This window comes from Micromonospora sp. LOL_023, assembly GCF_048060115.1.
Classification (GTDB): domain Bacteria; phylum Actinomycetota; class Actinomycetes; order Mycobacteriales; family Micromonosporaceae; genus Micromonospora_E.
Genome location: NZ_JBHMIM010000023.1, coordinates 36,927 through 56,916, shown reverse-complemented (window position 1 = coordinate 56,916; position 19,990 = coordinate 36,927). Strand labels below are relative to the sequence as shown.

Below are 19,990 nucleotides of genomic sequence, written 5' to 3'. Positions count from 1 at the left end.
CGGAGTAATGTCCGAGAGTCACCCGTACGGACGAAACGACCTGCAATGCGGCGTGGCCGGTACGCCGCTGCGCGGGCCGGGTCCACGGACCGGGTAGGGTCTAGCGCCGTGCCCGGCAATCCACGACCTCGCGCCAACCATCCGGTTCCGCTCGCCGGACTCGCCGCCGCGCTGGCAGTGCCGCCGCCGGTCGGCGCAGACCCGTCCATCAGCGGAATCACCCATGCCAGCGGCGAGGTTCGCCCCGGTGACATCTATGCGGCGTTGCCCGGCGCACGCCGGCATGGCGCCGAATTCGTCGCCGACGCCGCCGGCCGGGGCGCGGTGGCCGTACTGACCGATCCGGCCGGGGCCGCCGCTGCCGAGGCCGCCGGGCTGCCCGCCCTGATCGTGTCCGATCCGCGGCACGTGCTCGGGCCGTTGGCCGCGATCGTGTACGGCGAACCGAGCCGGCAGCTGACGATGATCGGCCTGACCGGCACCGCCGGCAAGACCTCCACCGCGTACCTGGTGGAGTCGGGGCTGCGGGCTGCCGGGCAGAGCACCGGGCTGATCGGTACGGTGGAGACCCGTCTCGGCGATCTGGTGGTCTCCAGCGCGCGGACCACCCCGGAGGCCACCGACCTGCACGCCATGCTGGCGGTCGCCCAGGAGAGCGGGGTGCACAGCGTGGTGATGGAGGTGTCCAGCCACGCGCTCGCCCTCGACCGGGTCGGCGGGGTGCGGTTCGCGGTCGGCGGCTACACCAACTTCGGCTCCGACCACCTGGACTTCCACACCGACTCGGCCGACTACTTCGCCGCCAAGGCCCGGCTCTTCGACGGCCGCTGCGCCGTCGAGGTGCTCAACCACGACGACCCGGCGTTGGCGCCCCTACGTCGCCCGTACACCGTCACCTACTCGGCGAGCGCCGCTGCCGGCGCCACCTGGCGGGCCGCGGCGATCAGCGACGACGGTTACCGGCAGCACTTCATCGCGCTCGGCCCGGACGGCATCTCGATCGAGGCCGGGGTGGGCCTGCCGGGCCGGCACAACGTGGCGAACGCGCTGCTGGCCATCGCCACCCTGGTGGCGGTCGGCGTCGATCCGGCGACAGCCGCCGCCGGGGTGGCCGCCTGCCCCGGCGTCCCGGGCCGCCTGGAACGGGTCACCGCCCCCGGGCCGGTGCTCGGCGTCGTCGACTACGCGCACAAGTCGGATGCGATCGTCGCCGTGCTGGCGGCGCTGCGCGGGCTGAGCGACTCCCGGCGCGGTCGACTCATCTGCGTCGTCGGCGCGGGCGGCGACCGGGACCGGGGCAAGCGCCCGACGATGGGCGACGCGGCCGCGCGCGGCGCGGACCTGGTGATCGTCACCGACGACAACCCTCGCACCGAGGACCCGGCGACGATCCGGGCGCAGGTACGGCGCGGCGCCGACGCCGTCGCCGGTGCCGAGGTGGTGGAGATCGCCGGTCGACGGGCCGCGATCGACGAAGCGGTCCGGCTGGCCGGCGCCCCGGACGTGATCGCGGTGCTCGGCAAGGGCCACGAACAGGGCCAGGAGATCAACGGCGACATCCAGCCGTTCGACGACCGGATCGAGCTCGCGGCGGCGCTGACCGCCCGCTTCGGAGCATTGGTGGTACGGGCATGATCGCGATGACGCTCGCCGAGGTCGCCGAGGCGACCGGTGGTCGGCTGCGGGCGGTCGACCCGACGGTACGGGTCACCGGCGGGGTCGAGTTCGACTCTCGCCGGATCGGGGCGGGCGGGCTGTTCGTCGCCTTCGCCGGGGAGCGGGTCGACGGCCATGACTTCGCCGCCACGGCGCTGGCCGCCGGCGCGATCGCGGTGCTCGGTACCCGGCCGGTCACCAGCGACGCCGGGCCGGTGCCGATGGTGCTGGTGGACGATCCGCTCGATGCGATGGCCCGGCTGGCGCGGGCCGTGCTGGACCGGCTGCCGGAGCTGACCGTGATCGGCCTGACCGGGTCGTCGGGCAAGACCACCACCAAGGACCTGATCGCGCAGCTCGCGGCTGGCCTGGGCCCGACCGTGGCACCGGCCGGCTCGTTCAACAACGAACTGGGCCATCCGTACACGGTGCTGCGGGCCGACGCCTCGACCCGGTTCCTGGTGCTGGAGATGGGTGCGCGGGGGATCGGCCACATCCGGCACCTCTGCGCCGTCGCCCCGCCCCGCGTCGGCGTGGTGGTCAACGTCGGGGTGGCCCACATCGGCGAGTTCGGTTCGGTCGACGCGATCGCCACCGCCAAGGGTGAGTTGGTGGAGGCGCTGCCGGCCGACGGCGTGGCGGTGCTCAACGCCGACGACCCACGGGTGGCGGCGATGGCCAGACGCACCGGTGCCCGGGTGGTGCTTGCCGGCGAGGACCCGGCCGCGACGGTGCGCGCCGAGCAGATCACTGTCGACGCGCGGGGTCGCGCCGCGTACCGGCTGGTGACCCCGGCCGGTGCGGCGCCGGTGCGGCTCGCCGTCAGCGGCCGCCACCAGGTCGGCAACAGCCTGCTGGCGGCGGCGGTCGCGATCGAACTGGGCCTGACCGACCCGGCGGCGCTGGCCGCCGCGTTGGGCGAGCTGCGGTTGGTCTCCACCCGCCGGATGGACGTCTTCGACCGGCCGGATGGAATTACCGTGATCGATGATTCCTACAATGCGAATCCGGCTTCCACCGCGGCGGCGTTGCGTTCGCTGGCGGATCTGGGCCGGGACCGACGGACCTTCGCGGTGCTCGGCTATCTGGCCGAGTTGGGCGACTACGAGCACGAGGGGCACGCCGAGGTCGGCCGGCTGGCCGCCGAACTCGGCGTGCATCGGCTGTTGGTGGTAGGTGAGCAGGCCGCGTCGATCCGACAGGGGGCGGCCGCGGTGGCGACATGGGAAGGGGAGTCGGTGCTGGTCACCGATCAACAGGCGGCGATCGACCTGCTCCGGCGGGAGATCACCGCCGGGGACGTGGTGCTGGTCAAGGGTTCGCGGTACCGCACCTGGGAGGTTGCCGACGCGCTGCGCGACGGCGTCGGGGAGGCGACGGCGTGAGGGCGGTCATCGTCGCGGCCGCGGTGGCCTTCCTGGTGTCGCTGTTCGGCACCCCGGTGGCCATCAAGGTCTTCACCCGGCTCAAGGCCGGCCAGCCGATCCGGTCCGACGGCCCGGTGATGCACCAGGGTAAGAAGGGCACGCCGACGATGGGCGGCGTGGTGTTCATCGTGGCCACGGTGATCGCGTACGTGGCCGGGCATCTCGCCCTGACCACGTTGCCGGAGCAGCAGATCGCCCAGGTCGGACCGACCATCACCGCGTTGGTGCTGCTCGGCCTGCTGGTCTTCTCCGGCGCGGTCGGCTTCATCGACGACTTCCTCAAGGTCCGCAAACGCAACAGCGCCGGGTTGAACAAGCGCGGCAAACTGTTCGGCCAGATCATGGTCGGCGCGGTGTTCGGGATCATCGCGTTGTACTTCCCGAGCACGATGGTGGACGCCACCGGCGACGCGACCAACACCGAGACGGTCGGCAGCACCACGCTGTCGTTCATCCGGGACATCGACGTCCTCGACGTCGGCAAGGCCATCTCGGTGGTCATCTTCATCCTGGTCGTGATGGGGACGACCAACGGCGTCAACCTGACCGACGGGCTCGACGGGCTGGCCACCGGTGCTTCGGTGATGGTGCTCGCCGCGTACGCGTTGATCGCGTTCTGGCAGTACCGCCACTGGTGTGCCGACCCGAACTACACCGCCCAGTACTGCTACGAGGTGCGGGATCCGCTGGACATCGCGCTGATCGCCGGGGCCGCCGCCGGGGCCTGTGTGGGCTTTCTGTGGTGGAACACCTCACCGGCACGGATCTTCATGGGCGACACCGGCGCGCTCGGGCTCGGCGGGCTGATCGCGGGCATGGCGATGGCCACCCGGACCGTGCTGCTGCTGCTGATCATCGGCGGGTTGTTCGTCATCATCACCATGTCGGTGGTCATCCAGATCATCTCGTTCAAGACCACCGGCAAGCGGGTGTTTCGGATGTCGCCGCTGCAGCACCACTTCGAACTCGCCGGCTGGAGCGAGGTCAACATCGTCGTCCGGTTCTGGATCATCGCCGGCATCGGGGTGGCGATCGGCCTGGGACTGTTCTACAGCGAGTTCCTCGCGGTGGTGGGATAGTCGGGGCCCGCCCGGGGTAATCGACCACCAGTGCGCTGCCACGCTCGGTCGCCTGCTGCCTACCCATCGGACATCCGCGACACGCCGGTGCCGACCCGTTGCCGGGCGGGCGCCGGCGTGAGCGCCGATGATGGACCGATCGGGAGGACGGGGAGGCTGCCCAGGTGACCGCTGAACCCGGCCGTACGGCCGTACAACGGCCGGCGGCCCCGCCGCCGGCCGGTCCGGCCAGCCAGCCGGCCGCCGGTGGCGGCTGGGATCCGGTCGCCGGGCTTGCGGCGTTGCGGGGCCTGCTGGCCAGGCCGCTCGCCTCGTACTATTTGTTGATCTTCAGTAGCGGGCTGCTGCTGATGATCGGCCTGACCATGGTCTTCTCCGCGACCAGCATCAAGGCCTACATCGATGACGGTAGCGCGTTCAGCGTGCTCAGCCGGCAGGCGACGTTCGCGGTGATCGGGCTGGTCGCCTTCTGGCTCTGCCAGCGGCTGCCCTGGCGCACCTTTCGGGCGCTGGGCATCGTGGTGCTCGGTGCCGCGGTCGCGCTGCTGCTGGTGCTCAACGGGATGCTGCTGATCGCCTCGCTGCTCGGCTGGCCGGCGGCGCGGATCGGGCCGGTCGAGGCGGACCTGCTCTGGCTCTACTTCGGCTCGTTCCAGCTGCAGCCCTCCGAGCTGGCCAAGCTGGGTCTGGTGCTCTGGGGGGCCGACGTGATCGCCCGCAAGGGCACCGAGCTCGGTCAGTGGCGGCAGTTGGCCATTCCGCTGTTCCCGACGGTCGGCCTGCTCTTCCTGCTGGTCGGCTACAACGATCTGGGCACCATGCTCTGCATTCTGGCGCTGGTCGTCGGGCTGCTCTGGGCGGCGGGCGTACCACTGCGGATCTTCGCCACACTGGGCGCGGTCGGGCTGACCGGCATCGGGCTGCTGGTCGCCGCCGCCTGGCAGGGCGCCGGATCCGGCGAACAGGACGCGAGCAACTACCGGCTGGCCAGGCTGACGTCGTTCTTTGTCCCGCCGGAGCAGTGCGTCGACGACTGCTACCAGGCGCTGCAGGCCCGGTACGCGATCGCCAACGGCGGCTGGTTCGGCGAAGGGCTCGGCTCCAGCCGGTTGAAGTGGGGCTACCTGCCGCAGGCCGAGGACGACTTCATCTTCGCCATCGTCGCGGAGGAACTCGGGGTGGTCGGCTGTGTCGTGGTGTTGACGCTGTTCGCGGTGCTGGCGTACACCGGGTTGCGGATCGCCCGCCGGGTCGACGACCCGTTTCGCCGGCTGGCCGCAGCCGCTGCGGCCAGCTGGCTGATCAGCCAGGCGGTGATCAACATCGGTGGGGTGGTCGGACTGCTGCCGATTACCGGCATCCCGCTGCCCTTCATCTCGGCCGGCGGCAGCGCCCTGGTGGTGACGCTCGCGGCGATCGGCATGCTGGCGTCGTTCGCCCGGGCCGAACCGGACGCAGCGCGGGCGCTCAACGCCCGCCCGCCGGCGCGCTGGGTGCGACTACTCTGGGCCCCGTTGCCGCCGGTGCCGCGTCGCCGGCATCCGGCGAAACCCCGGATGACCGGGGTAGAGCCGCGTTCCGGTCCGGCAGCAGCAGCCGATCGCGGCGGGCGTTCCGGCGGCGCGACGGGCTCACGGGCCGCGTCCGGAGGGTCGCGTCCGGAGGGGGCGGTGGGCTCACGCGCCGCATCCGGGCGGTCGCGGCCCACCGGCGGCGCAGGCTCTGCGGTGCCCCGTGCGTCGGCGCCGCGCGGCGAGCGTTAACGTACCCCGCGACACCGCGCGCCCGATTCGGTGGCCCGCAGGTGTCGGCGGTGGCACGCGCCGCCGCCGCGCCCGACTGGCTGGTACGCCAGCCCGGTCGCGTCCACCGAGCCGAGCGAGAGGAGATGCTGATGGGTCCGCTGCGATCGGTGGTGCTGGCAGGTGGAGGGACCGGTGGGCACATCTACCCGCTGCTCGCGTTCGCCGATTGTCTACGCCGGCACGATCCGAGCGTCCGGATCACCTGCCTCGGCACCCCGAAAGGGCTGGAGAACGAGCTGATTCCGCCGCATGGCTACGATCTGCGGCTGATCCCCGCACATCAGCTGCCGCGGTCGGTCAACATGAACCTCGTGCGTACTCCGGACCGGATGTTGAAGGCCGCCCGCGCCGCCGGCAAGGTCATCGACGAGGTGCAGGCCGACGCGGTGGTGGGGTTCGGCGGCTACGTCTCCGTTCCGGCGTACCTGGCGGCCTGGCGCCGCGAGCTGCCGATCGTCGTGCACGAGGTGAACGTGCCACCAGGAGTGGCCAACCGGATGGGAATGAAGTTCACCAAGCATGTGGCGGTGGGTTTTCCCCACCAGCCGGTGCAGGCCGAGTCGCTGCGCGACGCCCGGGTGGTCGGCGTGCCGCTGCGCCGGTCCATCGCCGGTCTGGATCGGGCGGCGGCCCGCGACGCGGCCCGTGCCCACTTCGGGCTGCGCCCGGACCTGCCGGTCGTCTTCGTCTCCGGCGGGTCACAGGGTGCCCGGTCGATCAACCTCGCGGTCTCCGGGGCGGCCAAGGAGCTGACCCAGGCGGGCGTGCAGGTGCTGCACGTGATCGGGGCCCGCAACGAAGCGATCTCCGTGCCGAGCGACCTGCCGGTGCCGTACGTGACGCTGCCGTACCTGTCGGAGATGGAGCTCGGTTACGCCGCCGCCGACCTGATGGTGTGCCGCGGTGGCGCGATGACCTGTGCCGAGGTGGCCGCACTCGGGCTGCCCGCGATCTACGTCCCGTACCCACACAGCAACCAGGAGCAGAAGCGCAACGCGCTGCCGGTGGTCGAGGCGGGCGGTGGGTTGCTCGTTGACGACGGCGAGATGACGCCGGCCTGGGTGGAGCAGGTCGTCCTGCCGTTGGCGCGGGATCCGCAGCGACTGGCCATGATGGGCGCGGCGGCTGCCGCGTACGGCCGGCGCGACGGCGACGAGGCGCTGCTCGACTTCGTCTACGAGGCGGTGTCCCGTTGACCCGCCAGGGAAGGTGACCACGTGAAGTCCACCGAGCTCGCACCGACCGGCACACTTGCCGCTGAAGACCTGGGCACCGTCCATCTGATCGGTATCGGCGGCGTCGGGATGAGCGGCCTTGCCCGTCTCCTGCTCACCCGCGGCATCCCGGTGACCGGCAGCGAGTTGCGCGACTGGCCGTCGCTGGCCGGGTTGCGGGCGCTCGGTGGGACCATCCACACGGCCCACGTGGCCGGCAACCTCGACGGGGTGGACACGGTGGTCTACTCGACCGCCATCCCGGCCGACCACGTGGAACTGGCGACCGCCCGTGAGCGTGGTCTGCGGGTGCTGCACCGTTCCGAGGCACTCGCCGCCGCGATGACCGGGCGCCGGACCATCGCGGTCGCCGGTACGCACGGCAAGACCACGACCACCTCGATGATCACGCTGATCCTGCAGCAGGCCGGTGAGGACCCGTCGTTTGTGATCGGCGGGGAGATCTCCGAGGTCGGGTCCAACGCCCACCACGGCACCGGTGATCTGTTCGTCGCCGAGGCGGACGAGAGCGACCGGTCGTTCCTGCTCTACCGACCGTTCGTGTCGATCATCACGAACATCGATGCCGACCATCTCAACACCTACGGTGACCTGGCCGGTCTGGCCGCCGGGTTCGCCGAGTTCGCCCGGCTCACCGATCCTGCCGGATTCGTGGTGACCTGCGCCGACGATCCGGCCACCCGCCAGCTCACCGAGGCGCTGCGCGACGAGGGCCGGACCGTCCACACGTACGGCGAGTCGGCCGACGCCGACCTGCGGTTGACCGAGATCGCCTTCGACGCCCACGGCGTCCGCTACCAGGCCAGCCTGGACGGTGTGTCGCTGGGCGAGATCGCGCTGCCGGTGCCGGGTCGACACCTGGGCCTCAACAGCGCGGCAGCGGTGCTCACCGCGTTGCGCCTGGGCCTGCCGTTGGCCGCGGCGGTCGCCGCGCTCGGCGCGTTCCCCGGCGTCCGTCGCCGGTTCGAGCGCAAGGGGTCGGTGGCCGGGGTGACGGTCTATGACGAGTACGCCTACCATCCGACGTCGATGACCGCCGCCCTGAGCACGATGCAGGAGGTGGCCGGGGCCGGCCGGCTGGTGGTGGTGTTCCAGCCGTACCGGGTCTACCGGACCCGGGACCTGCAGTTCGAGCTCGCCGAGGCGCTGGCGATCGCCGATGAGGTGATCGTCATGGAGGTGTTCGGCCCGGGCGAGTTGCGGGAACCAGGCGAGGGTGGGGTGTCGTTGACGGCGGCGGTGCCGCTGCCACCGGACCGCAAGGTCTTCGTGCCCTCCTGGGAGGACGTCGCGGCGGAGGTGCTGCGTCGGGCCAACCCGGGCGACATCGTGGTCACGATGGGCGCACCACCCATTTCGCTGCTCGGCGACGAACTGCTGGCCGCGCTGGCGGTCGACGCGGGATGACCCCGGAGGCCCGGCCTGGCCTGGCGGACCGGCCGCCGCGCCGCTGGCGGCTGGTCCGGGCCAGCCGGGAGGCGGTGCCGCCGTCGGTGCGGCGGTTCATGCGCCGGGCCCGACAGCGTCGGCTGCGGTCCGCCCTGCCCTGGGCCGTTGTCGGTGGACTGGTCGTGTTGGTAGCGACCGGCTGGTGGGTGGTGGCGGCCACCTCGGTGTTCGGCGTGGACCAGATCCGGGTCACCGGATCGGTGGTGCACAGCGAAGAAGAGGTGCGCGCGGCCGCAGATGTCGCGGTGGGAACGCCGCTGGCCCGGGTGGACCTGGCCGCGGTGGCGGGCCGGGTGGCGGGGCTGCCCGCTGTGGAGCGTGCGGTGGCGAGTCGTGACTGGCCCGGTACACTGGTGCTCACTGTGGTCGAGCGGGTGCCTGCCGCGGTGGTGCCAGTGGGTGACGAGTTCGTGGTGGTCGACGCGGCCGGGGTGGGGTTCCAGACCGTCGCGTTCCGGCCGGACGGGCTGGCGGTGATCCGGCTCGCGACACCAGAGGTGGATCAGACGTTGGCCCGGGACGCGGTGAGTGTGCTGGCCGCGTTGACGGCACAGTTGCGCGAGGCGTTGGTCGAGATCGCGGTGAGCGGTCCGGCGGGCATCGAGTTGCGGCTGGCCGACGACCGGGTGGTCATCTGGGGTGACGCCACCGAGAACGACGTCAAGGCGGGGGTGGCCGACGCGTTGCTGGCCCAGGAGGGCACGGTGATCGACGTCAGTGCGCCCGACGTGGTGACGATCCGCTGAGCAAAGTTGACGTCCGCGTGATTTCAGGACGGCTCGCCTCAGAAGGTACATTACGGTGTGCCGGGGTGGACTCCGTCCGGTGCGGCGGGCGACACGCCGTCGCGGTCCTTGGATCGCGCGGTACGTGCGCATACGTTGCCCCGAGAGGTTTAGTGGTTGACATAACCCTAACCCTCTAGTAGAGGGTTAGGGTTCCGTCCCGCTCTCGGCACCGACGGGTCCGTCCTGCCTGATCCACCTGGGTCAGGTCGGGCCGGCGCCCGCCAATCTCGAAGGGAAGGCACCCGATGACACCTCCGCACAACTACCTGGCGGTCATCAAGGTCGTCGGCATCGGTGGCGGCGGCGTGAACGCCGTCAACCGGATGATCGAGGTTGGTCTCAAGGGTGTCGAGTTCATCGCGATCAACACCGACGCGCAGGCCCTGCTGATGAGCGACGCGGACGTCAAACTCGACGTCGGCCGGGAGCTGACCCGTGGCCTCGGTGCCGGAGCGAACCCGGATGTGGGCAAGAACGCGGCCGAGGACCACCGCGACGAGATCGAGGAGGTCCTCAAGGGCGCCGACATGGTCTTCGTCACCTGTGGCGAGGGCGGCGGCACCGGCACCGGCGGGGCCCCGGTGGTCGCCAACATCTCCCGCAAGCTCGGCGCGTTGACCATCGGGGTGGTCACCCGGCCGTTCTCCTTCGAGGGCAAGCGGCGACAGGTGCAGGCGGAGGCCGGCATCGAGGAGCTGCGCAACCAGTGCGACACCCTGATCGTCATCCCGAACGACCGGCTGCTCGCGCTCGGTGACCGCGGCATCAGCATGATGGACGCCTTCCGCCAGGCAGACCAGGTGCTGCTCTCCGGTGTGCAGGGGATCACCGACCTGATCACCACGCCGGGCCTGATCAACCTGGACTTCGCCGACGTCAAGAGCGTGATGAGCGGTGCCGGCAGCGCCCTGATGGGCATCGGCAGCGCCCGGGGCGAGAACCGCGCGGTGGAGGCGGCCGAAGCGGCCATCTCCAGCCCGCTGCTGGAGCAGAGCATGGACGGTGCCCGGGGTGTACTGCTGTCCATCGCCGGCGGCTCGGACCTGGGTCTGTTCGAGATCAACGACGCGGCGCAGCTGGTCACCGACGCTGCCCATGCCGACGCCAACATCATCTTCGGGGCGGTCATCGACGACGCGCTCGGCGACGAGGTGCGGGTCACCGTGATCGCCGCCGGGTTCGACGGCGGCGCGCCCGCTTACAAGCCGGCCGAGGCCCCGCGCAAGATCTCACCCGCGCCGGTCTCGCCCGCCGCGCCCGCCGGCCCGGCGGTCACGCCGGCTCCGCAGGCACCCACCCAGCAGACCCGGCGGGTGCTCTTCGACGACGTGGACGTGCCGGACTTTCTCAAGAACGGCTCGTGACCGACGCCCGGGCGGGTCAGACCCCCGTCGGCGCCGGCCATCCGCCCGGCACCGCGCCGCTGCCCGAGGCGCTCGCCCAGCGGCAGATGGAATTGGCGAACCGGCTAACTCAGGTCCGTGCCCGACTCGCTGACGCGGCGGCGGCCGCCGGCCGGGCCCCGGACGAGCTGACGCTGGTCGCGGTGACCAAGACCCATCCGGTGACCGACGTGCGGTTGCTCGCCGGCCTCGGGGTCACCGATTTCGGTGAGAACCGGGACCAGGAAGCGGCGCCGAAGGCCGCGGCGGTCGCCGCCGATCCGGCGGTACCACCGCCGCGCTGGCACTTCATCGGGCAACTGCAGCGCAACAAGTGTCGTTCGGTGGTGGCCTACGCCGACCTGGTGCAGTCGGTGGACCGGGTGCCGCTCGTCCGGGCGCTGGCGGCCGCGGCGGGTGGGCTGCGGGACCGGCCGCTCGACGTGCTGGTCCAGGTCAGCCTCGACGGCGGGACCGGCCGCGGCGGCGCGTCGGTCGACTCGGCAGACCCCGCGTACGGGTTCTGGCCGGTCGTCGACGCCGTCGCGACCCAGTCCGATCTCCGACTGGCCGGGGTGATGGCGGTGGCGCCGTTGGACAAGCCGGCCGAGCCGGCGTTCGTGCGGCTCGCGGAGATCGCCGCCCAGGTCAGGGCGGCGGTTCCGGGTGCATCGATCATGTCGGCCGGGATGAGCGGCGACCTGGAGGCGGCGATCGCCGCCGGCGCGACACATGTACGTGTCGGAAGTGCGTTGCTCGGAAACCGTCCAACGCTACGGTAGCCTGGCGCCGGGGTACCAAACTACATCAGTGTTGTTTGAGACGGGCTCCCCGTAGTCGGGGGTCGACGTCCGTGACTGGGTACAGGTTACGGACGGGGGGACGACTCGGACCGGTGGGCACTGCAGTGTTCACGCGCGACAGCGGCACGGCGGGGGTGCGGGCCGCACGGCGGACGGAGGGGCGCGGCATGGGTGCACTGCGCAAGGCGGGGGTCTGGCTAGGCCTGGTCGAGGAGGACGACGACCGGGGCTACGACGACGGTGGGTACGAGAAGGGTGGGTACCGCGAGTCGCGTTACCGCGACAGCCGGTACGCCGACGAGTTCGCCGACGACGAGGAGCCGGACGATCCACCGCCGCGTGCCCGCCCTGCGGTGGAGCGGCTGCGCCCCTCGGATCGGATGCACGCCCGGGCCGCCGAGCGCGAGCACCGGGCTGTCGACCGGGAGTCCCGGGTCGCGGAGCCGGAGCGCACCGAGCGGGCGAGTGTGCGTTCGATCACCCGCACCGGTGCCGATAGCTCGGCCGGATCTTCCTACCCGACCAGGGACAACCTGGCTCTCGCGCCACAGCCGGTGGTGCGCGAGCGGGTGGTGGTCGCCGAGGAGGAGCAGCGTTACCAGATCACCACGCTGCACCCCACGACCTACCGGGAGGCCCGTACGATCGGCGAGCACTTCCGGGACGGCACCCCGGTGATCATCAACCTCACCGAGATGGATGAGGCTGATGCCCGCCGTCTGGTTGATTTCGCTGCCGGTCTGGCGTTCGGTCTGCGCGGTACGATCGAACGTGTGACCAACCGGGTGTTTCTACTCTCACCGGCCAACGTCCAGGTCACTGCGGAGGACAAGGCCAAGATCGCCGAGGGTGGATTTTTCAGCCTGAGCTAACAACCAGACCCGAGGACCTCACCTGCTGTGTTGTCGATCTTGTTCCAAGTCCTGTATCTGCTCCTGTACGTATTTTTGCTCACCCTGTTGGCGAGGTTTGTCCTGAGTGCGGTACTGCAGTACGGGAGGCGTTGGCAACCCGGGCGGGGGGCCGCCGCTGGATTGGAATCGGTGTGGAGCGTCACTGATCCCCCTCTCAAGGCGTTGAGGCGGGTGATCCCACCACTGCGAATTGGTACCGTGAGCTTCGACCTGGCCTCCCTTGTGCTCCTGGTTATCCTGTTCGTGCTGATGAGGTTCGTGGTGGAGCCGCTGATCAGGGCAACCAACTGACCGGCGCGCTACGCGGCCGCAACTGACCCGAGGAGTTTCGATGCCGCTTACCCCGGCCGACGTCCACAACGTCGCCTTTAAAAAGCCTCCGATCGGCAAGCGGGGGTACGACGAGGAGGAGGTCGATGCCTTCCTTGACGAGGTCGAGCGCGAGCTCGCCCGTCTGATCGAGGAGAACAACGAGCTGCGCGCCCAGGTGGAGCGCGGTGGACGCGGCGGGCCAGCCGGCCCGGGTGCCGATCCACGCCTCGCTGCCGAGCTGAACGACGTCAAGGCCCAGCTCGACCGAGTACAGCGGGACAAGGCCGCCGCTGAGCAGGCGGCCCGAGCCATGCAGGCGGAGCTCGAGCAGGTCCGCTCCACCGGCGGCCCCGGCGGAGTCGGTGGCGACGGCGAGCAGCAGGCACTGCGGGTGCTGATGATGGCCCAGCGCACGGCGGACGACCACGTCTCCGACGCTCGCCGGGAGGCCGACAAGCTGCTCACTGACGCGCGGACCAAGGCCGAGGAGGTCACCCGCGAGGCGCGGGCCAAGGCCGACGCGCTGGAGCGGGACGCGCGCCAGCGTCACCAGGAGGCGATGGGCGGGCTGGACGCCAAGCGCACCGCCCTGCAGAAGCACATCGAGGAGCTCAAGCAGTTCGAGCGCGAGTACCGCACCCGGCTCAAGGCCTACCTGGAGAGCCAGCTGCGGGACCTCGACGGTCGCGGGCAGGGCCTCGAAGCCGAAATGGGCCGGGTCGAGGGCGGGCGGTCCGCTGCCGGCTCGGGTGGTCTGGCCGCTGCCGGCCTGGCCAGCTCGTACGGCGGGGGACGCTCCAGCGCTCTCGAGGCCGGCCGCTGAGGCCGGGTTTCCCACGGGGGACAAGCCAGCAACGGTGTGGCGGGGGTGAGCCGTGATAGTCGCGAGTCTGCTGCTCATCCTCGTCGCCGTCACGTTGCTCGTCCTCGGGCTGGCGAGCGGTTCCAGCATGCTGCTGGTCGGATCGATCGTGGCGAGCCTGCTCGCCGCGGTCGCCCTGGTGGCCGGAGCCCGGCAGGCGGCGGCAGCGCGGTCGGCCTCGCTCGACCCCGACGGCGGTGTCGCGCCCGAAACGTATCCTGGCCTGGCTGATCCCGACTCCCGGTGGCACGTCGCGGTCGGCCCGCACGGCGGCGTGGGCGGGGCCGAACCGCCACATCAGGCACCGCCGGCACACCCCGCGCCGTCGGCATCCTCGCCACACCCGGCCGCGCCGATCGCCCGGCAGTCGACCGGTCCGGTCGGCGACCTCTCCGCCGCGGAGCCCGACGATCCGGTCGAGTCCGCCAGCGGGGCCACCGCTGCGGCGGACGGCGACCCGCCGGACGAGCCGGCCGCCGAGGAGATGGCCGGGCCGGACGTGGAGCGGTTGTCCCAGGTCGACGCGGACGTCGTCGTGGTCGACGGTCGGCCCCGTTACCACCGGGCGGACTGTGTCCACCTGCTGGCCAGGCAGGGCGAGCCGCTGCCGGTGCGCGAGGCGCTGGAGCTGGGATTCACCCCATGCAGCCTCTGCGAGCCGAATCGGGTCCTGTTGGCACAGGCCGGTCGGGTCTGATCGGTCTCGGGGTATCCGGACCGTGGCCGACTCATCGTCGCCGGCTGCCGCGAGGCCGCTGGTGGTCGCCGTCCGGGTCAAGCCGGGCGCGTCGCGAACCCGGGTCGGCGGTGCCCACGCCGGGGCGAGGGGTCTCGCTTTGGTGATCGCGGTGACCGCGCCGGCGGTTGACGGGCGGGCTACCGAGGCGGCCCGGCGGGCTCTTGCCGAGGCGCTCGACATCCCGGTCCGGTGGGTTGCGCTGCACACCGGTGCCAGCAGCCGCGACAAGTTGTTCTCCGTGGCCGCTCCGCCCGCTGCGGTTGCCGGGATCGCGAGTCGGGTGGACCGGCTTCGGGACGGCTGACCGGCGCGTCCAGGTCAGCGTCCTTTGGTAGATCTCGCTGTTCTTCGTGATAAGGTGCCTTTCGCCCCTTTTGCTGTGGGCGAATCATGACAGTGCGGGGCGAATGCTGCGCCGTTGTTGTCGGATGCCTTCACGTTCCGTATCCTTGCGGTTCTCCGGAGTGTGCAACGAGCATGTTGTACGCCCGTTTTGTGCTTGGAGGCAGCATGGCCGAGCTGACGCACGCGGTGCGCCGGACGGGGCCCGTGGCCCGTCCGACGATCATCCACACTGCGCCGGTAGGGCCTGCCGGCGCCGGAGGATCCCGTACAGGCACCGCTGACTGCCGCAGGTGACGCGGCCCGAGGGAGCGACGATGGCGAAGCCAGCCGACACGAAGACCGCCACCCGTAGGCCGGCGGCTCGGGCGACGCGAAGCGCGGCCGAGACCACCAAGATCCAATCTGCCCTGCAGGTCCGTCGGGACGAGTTGCGTACCGAGTATGATCAGACGTTGAGCGAGATCGCCGAGCTGCAGCGGGAGCGGCTGACCGACTCGGCCGGCGACGACCAGGCCGATACCGGTACGAAGACGTTCGAACGTGAGCAGGAGATCTCTCTCGCCAAGAACATCCTGGATCGCATCAACCAGGTGGAACGGGCACTTGAGCGGTTGGGCGAGGGCAACTACGGCTGGTGCGAGCGGTGCGGTACGGACATCCCGGTCGAACGGCTCGCCGCCTTTCCCTCAGCGACCCTCTGTGTGACCTGTAAGCAGCTTGAGGAGCGCCGCTAGCCGGCCCGGCAGACGCAGCCGGCCGCTCCCGCGATGGAGGGAGGGGCAGCTGTCCGCCGACCCACGGCAGCGCCCGGCATCCGACGGCACCCGTGCCGCCGGCCGGCCGCCGAGCAGCGCGTCCCCGGCTCCGGACCCACCAGCGGGCCCGGAGCCGGTGCGTACCCGCGCCACCGGGCGGGCGTTGTGGATCTTCGCTCTGGCTGCCGTGAGCGCCCTGCTCGTGGATCTCGGCACCAAGCAGTGGGCGCTCAGCGCCCTCGCCGACCGTGAACCCGTGCGGTTGCTCGGTGGAGCCCTCTACCTGACGCTGATCCGCAACAGCGGTGCCGCGTTCGGCATCGGGTCCGACCACACGTGGGTCTTCCCGCTGGTCACCGTCGTCGTGCTCGGCTGGATCGGCTGGCTGGCCCGTGGCCTGCGGTCGGCGCCCTGGGCTGTCGCCCTCGGCCTGATCCTCGGCGGAGCGCTCGGCAATCTTCTCGACCGTATGTTCCGCGCACCTGGTCCGTTCCTCGGACACGTGGTCGACATGTTCAGTGTCTTCCACCCTCACGGTCAGGTGTTTCCTATCTTCAACATCGCCGACAGCGCACTGGTGTGCGGCGTGCTACTCGCCGTGCTGCTGGAGCTGACCGGGCGCCAGCGCGACGGGCGCCGTCTTACTGGGAGAGCCGAACGATGAACCTTTCCGCCCGAACCGGCGAGAGCCGTTCACTGCCCGTACCGGAGGGCCTCGACGGGATCCGTCTCGACCAGGCGGTGTCCCGGCTGTTCGGCCTGTCGCGAACCGCCGCGGCGGCGCTGGTGGAGTCGGGTGACGCGGCGCTGGACGGCGTTACCCGGCAGAAGTCCGACCGGGTGAGCGCCGGCTCCTGGCTGGAGGTGGTACTTCCCGCGCCGGCCGTCGCGCCGGTGGTCGTCGCTCGGGCCGTCGACGGGCTCGGCGTCGTCCATGCCGACGAGGACATCGTCGTGGTGGACAAGCCGGTCGGCGTGGCCGCCCACCCGAGTCCGGGTTGGAGCGGCCCGACCGTGCTCGCCGGGCTGGCCGCCGCCGGGCACACCATCGCCACCAGCGGGGCGGCGGAGCGCCAGGGCATCGTGCACCGTCTCGACGTCGGCACCAGCGGGCTGATGGTGGTGGCCAAGAGCGAGCAGGCCTACTCCCTTCTGAAGCGGGCCTTCAAGGAACGTGAGGTGGACAAGCGTTACCACGCGGTCGTGCAGGGCCATCTCGACCCGTTGCGGGGGACGATCGACGCGCCGGTCGACCGCCATCCCACCCACGACTACCGTTGGGCGGTGGTCTCCGGCGGCAAGCCGAGCATCACCCACTACGAGACTGTGGAGGCATTTCCGGCCGCCAGTCTGGTCGACGTCCGGTTGGAGACCGGCCGGACCCACCAGATCCGGGTGCACTTCTCCGCGCTGCGGCATCCCTGCGTGGGTGACCTGACGTATGGTGCCGACCCGACACTCGCCGCCAGACTCGGACTGACCCGCCAGTGGTTGCATGCCCGTGCGCTCAGTTTCATACACCCCCGTACGGCCGAAGAAGTTAGCTTCCGCAGCGACTACCCTGACGACTTGAAGCGTGCTCTCGCCGTGCTCGGCGAGTGAATCCCCGTACGCGCACAGTTGTCGAGCAACCATCCCGTGACCAGGGAGGGGAGTGGTCCGTGCGTGCCGGTGACCTGTTTCGGCGGATCGACCGGCGGCTGCTGCCGTTGCTTGTGGACGCAGCCGTCGGCGTCACCCAGCGGCCGGTGCGGCCGTGGCTGCTGATCGGCGTCGCCGCGGTGTCGGTGACCTCGGTGCTCGTGACGGCGATGTGGGCGGCGGGTCATGACGGTGGCGCAGCCATTTCGACGGTTGACGACGTCGTCCAGGTAGGAGTCGCCGAGGGCGATTCCATCCCGGACTACCTGTTGGCCGCCCGCGGCGAACTCGCCACGCTTTCGGTGTGGCCGGCACCACCGGCGCCGGCCGGCGACAGCTACGCGCTCGTGACGTTCAGTGAGTACCTGCCGCCTGGTCGGCTGGCGCCGGTGCTGTCCGGAGTGTCCGCTGAGGAGATGTACCTGCGGGTGCCGTTGGCACACACCCAGACCCAGGTGATCCGGATGCCCGCCTTCCGGCTGCCCGAGGACGTCCTCGTCGGCATGGACCAGGTCGCGCAACGCAAGACCCGCGAGGCAACCGACTACCGACGTCGGGTCGCCGAACTCGGTCGGGCCGCCGAGTTGGACCTGTGGAAGGCGTACGACGAAGGCGCCCGGGTGGCCACCGCCGAGGCCGACGCCTATCGGCGGTACTGCGCCTGCGTGTTCGCGGCGGTGGTGCGCGGCACCCCCGCCGCCCTGCGTGAGCTGGCCACCCAGGTCGAGGTCCGGGCGGTGGATCCCGCGCCCGAGGTTCGGCGGTTGGACCGGGCGGTGTTCCTGCCCCCGCTGCCGGAGTACGACGAGGTGGTACCGGTCGGTGACGCCGGCCTGACAAGTGTCGGGCCTCCGTTGAGTGTCGACCCGGACCTCGCGTCGCCCGGCACCCCGCAGGTGTCCGGCGATCCGACGCCGGACAGCGCGTCGCCCGGCGGCGAGCCGGCGACCGAGGCGGTGTCCGACGAGGCCCCGACGGGCCCACCGGCGACCGAGAGTCGGCTGTCGGCCGTCCCCTCGCCGGTCGACGGGTCTCCGTCGGGTGTCGCGAGCGTACCGTCGACGGCGCCGTCGGCATCGGCGACGCTGGTACCGAGGCCCACCGTCTCCGCGACCCCGACCGCAGGACGGGACGTCGATGGGTGACCGACAGACGCCGAGCGATTACGCAAGGGCCGGTACCAACCAGGGCCGGCGCGGTTCCGTAGGCTACCCCGTGTGCCACGGTGATCATCGCCGGGTGATGGTCGGGGTGCCCAGGTGCGGGTGCCCAGCGGAGATGTCACGCCGGGGCAACCAATAGCCTTTGGTGGTGTGGCCTGAACAGGTTTAGCTTCGTAGCCTGTGAGGGGGACCGATAGCGCTGGGAGGCGAGCCGTGGACGGCACCGAGACCGGCTGGGGCCGGCCTGCGGAACCAGCGCCGCGCTGGCGTGCGCTGCTGGACCGTGCCCGCCTCGCTGGCCGCACCGGGGAAAATCCGGAGATCGCCGAGCGTAACGCGGAGGTTCCCCAGCCGAGGGATAGCCGTCGAGGTGCCGCACCGGTGCCCAACGGCGTGGCTCCGCCGCCCGGTTACCGACCCGACGAGGGGCAGCCGCCCAGCCCCGGCTGGCCTGCCGACCAAGGGCATCCCGCCGATCAGCGCCAGCCCGGCGGCCGTCAGCCGGCACCCGCGGCGCCAGAGCCGGGCCCGAGCCGGTACGCCGTACTGGCGGCACCCGGTGGCTACGCACCGAACTATCCGGTGATGCCCGGACCGACCACCGATCGGGGCGGCTACCCGCCGCAGCCGGGATACCCTGCCCCGGAACAACCGGCGATCTTCGCCCCGTCCGCCCCAGTCATGCCGGCCCAGCCGGGTGCCCTGGCGGGCCCGCAGCTACCACGTCGAGGCGAGGCGGAGCCGGGGCAGCCGCCCCCTTCGGATGCTGGCGGCTACCCGGCCCAGATCGAGTGGCGGGAGAGCCGACCCGACGCCGAGGTCGACCGGGCGGTCGGCGTGTTGCGCCGCAACCTCGGCATGCCTCGGGTGCTGGCGTTCGCGAACCCGAAGGGCGGTGTGCACAAGACCACCGCGACGGTGCTGGCCGCCGCGACGATCGGCAGCGTACGAGGCCGAGGTGTGCTCGCCTGGGACGACAACGAGCTACGTGGCACGCTCGGGCTGCGCGCCGGTAGCGCCCGGCACGCGCGGACGATCCGGCATCTGATCTCGGATCTGATGGAGATTGAGAACAGCCACGGGTACGAGTTGACCGATCGGCTCGACGACTACCTGCGGCACGCCTCGGACGGGTCGTACGACGTGCTGGCCGGTGAGGAGAGCCCCCGGTTCGCGCAGCGGCTCGACCCGCAGACGGTGCGGCGGGTGCTCGAACTGCTCCGCCGTACCCACGACGTGATCTGTGTGGACACCGGCAACAACGTGGAGAGCGCCAACTGGCAGACGGTGCTGCAGGCGGCCGATCAGCTGGTGGTCACCTGCGTGCCGCGCGAGGACGCGGCGTTCACCGCCGACTGGATGCTGGACCTGCTGCACGACGTCGGCATGGGTGATCTGGTGGAGAACGCGGTCACCCTGCTGTCGTGTCCGACCCCGGGCCCCGCGCCGTTGCTGGAGGACCTGCGCCGGCATTTCGCCACCCGGACCCGGGCGGTCGCGGTGGTCCCGTACGACCCGGCGCTGGAGACCGGGTCGTCGATCGAGTACGTGCAGTTGTTGCCGGAGACCCGGCAGGCTTGGTTGCAGGCTGCCTCGATCATGCTGGAGCCGTTCGTTCGGTGACACCGGTGCGCA

Annotated in this window: 18 protein-coding genes and 1 pseudogene; all 19 read left to right on the top strand. The window is 71.2% G+C overall.

Going from position 1 to position 19,990, the window contains the following annotated elements; genetic code table 11:
* The first annotated feature begins 45 nt into the window (after positions 1–45).
* On the top strand, positions 46–1,635 hold the full coding sequence (locus ACFHVL_RS14705; RefSeq protein ID WP_416628360.1) for a UDP-N-acetylmuramoyl-L-alanyl-D-glutamate--2,6-diaminopimelate ligase: 1,590 nt from the start codon (positions 46–48) through the stop codon (positions 1,633–1,635).
* Positions 1,632–3,041, top strand: a complete 1,410-nt coding sequence (locus ACFHVL_RS14700) for a UDP-N-acetylmuramoyl-tripeptide--D-alanyl-D-alanine ligase (RefSeq protein WP_416628359.1) — start codon at positions 1,632–1,634, stop codon at positions 3,039–3,041. The genes ACFHVL_RS14705 and ACFHVL_RS14700 overlap by 4 nt, the downstream gene beginning before the upstream one ends.
* Positions 3,038–4,162 (top strand): phospho-N-acetylmuramoyl-pentapeptide-transferase, encoded by a 1,125-nt coding sequence (gene mraY, locus ACFHVL_RS14695; protein ID WP_416628357.1) that lies wholly within the window; start codon positions 3,038–3,040, stop codon positions 4,160–4,162. The genes ACFHVL_RS14700 and mraY overlap by 4 nt, the downstream gene beginning before the upstream one ends.
* 164 nt (positions 4,163–4,326) lie before the next feature.
* A pseudogene (locus tag ACFHVL_RS14690) lies at positions 4,327–5,787 on the top strand (FtsW/RodA/SpoVE family cell cycle protein); the annotation flags it as partial.
* A 269-nt stretch (positions 5,788–6,056) separates the two neighbouring features.
* The gene (gene murG / locus ACFHVL_RS14685; RefSeq protein ID WP_416628399.1) at positions 6,057–7,163 is read left to right on the top strand and encodes an undecaprenyldiphospho-muramoylpentapeptide beta-N-acetylglucosaminyltransferase; all 1,107 of its coding nucleotides are present in this window, start codon (positions 6,057–6,059) and stop codon (positions 7,161–7,163) included.
* 21 nt (positions 7,164–7,184) lie between these two features.
* Positions 7,185–8,609 (top strand): UDP-N-acetylmuramate--L-alanine ligase, encoded by a 1,425-nt coding sequence (gene murC / locus ACFHVL_RS14680; RefSeq protein WP_416628355.1) that lies wholly within the window; start codon positions 7,185–7,187, stop codon positions 8,607–8,609.
* On the top strand, positions 8,606–9,397 hold the full coding sequence (locus ACFHVL_RS14675) for a cell division protein FtsQ/DivIB (RefSeq protein ID WP_416628354.1): 792 nt from the start codon (positions 8,606–8,608) through the stop codon (positions 9,395–9,397). Before murC ends, ACFHVL_RS14675 begins: the two co-directional genes overlap by 4 nt.
* Positions 9,398–9,684: 287 nt before the next feature.
* The gene (gene ftsZ / locus ACFHVL_RS14670; protein WP_416628353.1) at positions 9,685–10,803 is read left to right on the top strand and encodes a cell division protein FtsZ; all 1,119 of its coding nucleotides are present in this window, start codon (positions 9,685–9,687) and stop codon (positions 10,801–10,803) included.
* 86 nt (positions 10,804–10,889) lie between these two features.
* On the top strand, positions 10,890–11,603 hold the full coding sequence (locus ACFHVL_RS14665) for a YggS family pyridoxal phosphate-dependent enzyme (RefSeq protein WP_416628397.1): 714 nt from the start codon (positions 10,890–10,892) through the stop codon (positions 11,601–11,603).
* Positions 11,604–11,791: 188 nt separating this feature from the next.
* On the top strand, positions 11,792–12,496 hold the full coding sequence (locus ACFHVL_RS14660; RefSeq protein ID WP_416628351.1) for a cell division protein SepF: 705 nt from the start codon (positions 11,792–11,794) through the stop codon (positions 12,494–12,496).
* A gap of 27 nt (positions 12,497–12,523) precedes the next feature.
* Positions 12,524–12,829, top strand: a complete 306-nt coding sequence (locus ACFHVL_RS14655) for a YggT family protein (RefSeq protein WP_416628350.1) — start codon at positions 12,524–12,526, stop codon at positions 12,827–12,829.
* A gap of 40 nt (positions 12,830–12,869) precedes the next feature.
* On the top strand, positions 12,870–13,673 hold the full coding sequence (locus tag ACFHVL_RS14650) for a DivIVA domain-containing protein (RefSeq protein WP_326552820.1): 804 nt from the start codon (positions 12,870–12,872) through the stop codon (positions 13,671–13,673).
* A gap of 52 nt (positions 13,674–13,725) precedes the next feature.
* Positions 13,726–14,409, top strand: coding sequence for a hypothetical protein (locus ACFHVL_RS14645; protein ID WP_416628348.1), 684 nt, complete (start codon positions 13,726–13,728; stop codon positions 14,407–14,409).
* Positions 14,410–14,431: 22 nt separating this feature from the next.
* A complete protein-coding gene (locus ACFHVL_RS14640) occupies positions 14,432–14,755 on the top strand; it encodes a DUF167 domain-containing protein (protein ID WP_416628346.1) in 324 nt (107 codons plus the stop codon).
* Positions 14,756–15,110: 355 nt separating this feature from the next.
* Positions 15,111–15,530, top strand: a complete 420-nt coding sequence (locus ACFHVL_RS14635) for a TraR/DksA family transcriptional regulator (protein ID WP_416628345.1) — start codon at positions 15,111–15,113, stop codon at positions 15,528–15,530.
* 49 nt (positions 15,531–15,579) lie between these two features.
* Positions 15,580–16,215, top strand: a complete 636-nt coding sequence (gene lspA / locus ACFHVL_RS14630; protein ID WP_416628395.1) for a signal peptidase II — start codon at positions 15,580–15,582, stop codon at positions 16,213–16,215.
* Positions 16,212–17,153, top strand: a complete 942-nt coding sequence (locus ACFHVL_RS14625) for an RluA family pseudouridine synthase (protein WP_416628344.1) — start codon at positions 16,212–16,214, stop codon at positions 17,151–17,153. The genes lspA and ACFHVL_RS14625 overlap by 4 nt, the downstream gene beginning before the upstream one ends.
* A 59-nt stretch (positions 17,154–17,212) precedes the next feature.
* Positions 17,213–18,337, top strand: coding sequence for a hypothetical protein (locus tag ACFHVL_RS14620; RefSeq protein WP_416628342.1), 1,125 nt, complete (start codon positions 17,213–17,215; stop codon positions 18,335–18,337).
* A gap of 231 nt (positions 18,338–18,568) precedes the next feature.
* Positions 18,569–19,978, top strand: coding sequence for an AAA family ATPase (locus ACFHVL_RS14615; RefSeq protein WP_416628340.1), 1,410 nt, complete (start codon positions 18,569–18,571; stop codon positions 19,976–19,978).
* Positions 19,979–19,990 lie beyond the last annotated feature (12 nt).

Coding starts and splice junctions, on each gene's coding strand:
- ACFHVL_RS14705 (WP_416628360.1), top strand. CDS start 46: ATGCGGCGTGGCCGGTACGCCGCTGCGCGGGCCGGGTCCACGGACCGG.
- ACFHVL_RS14700 (WP_416628359.1), top strand. CDS start 1,632: ATGATCGCGATGACGCTCGCCGAGGTCGCCGAGGCGACCGGTGGTCGG.
- murG (WP_416628399.1), top strand. CDS start 6,057: ATGGGTCCGCTGCGATCGGTGGTGCTGGCAGGTGGAGGGACCGGTGGG.
- ACFHVL_RS14675 (WP_416628354.1), top strand. CDS start 8,606: ATGACCCCGGAGGCCCGGCCTGGCCTGGCGGACCGGCCGCCGCGCCGC.
- ftsZ (WP_416628353.1), top strand. CDS start 9,685: ATGACACCTCCGCACAACTACCTGGCGGTCATCAAGGTCGTCGGCATC.
- ACFHVL_RS14665 (WP_416628397.1), top strand. CDS start 10,890: ATGGAATTGGCGAACCGGCTAACTCAGGTCCGTGCCCGACTCGCTGAC.
- ACFHVL_RS14660 (WP_416628351.1), top strand. CDS start 11,792: ATGGGTGCACTGCGCAAGGCGGGGGTCTGGCTAGGCCTGGTCGAGGAG.
- ACFHVL_RS14650 (WP_326552820.1), top strand. CDS start 12,870: ATGCCGCTTACCCCGGCCGACGTCCACAACGTCGCCTTTAAAAAGCCT.
- ACFHVL_RS14635 (WP_416628345.1), top strand. CDS start 15,111: ATGGCGAAGCCAGCCGACACGAAGACCGCCACCCGTAGGCCGGCGGCT.
- ACFHVL_RS14625 (WP_416628344.1), top strand. CDS start 16,212: ATGAACCTTTCCGCCCGAACCGGCGAGAGCCGTTCACTGCCCGTACCG.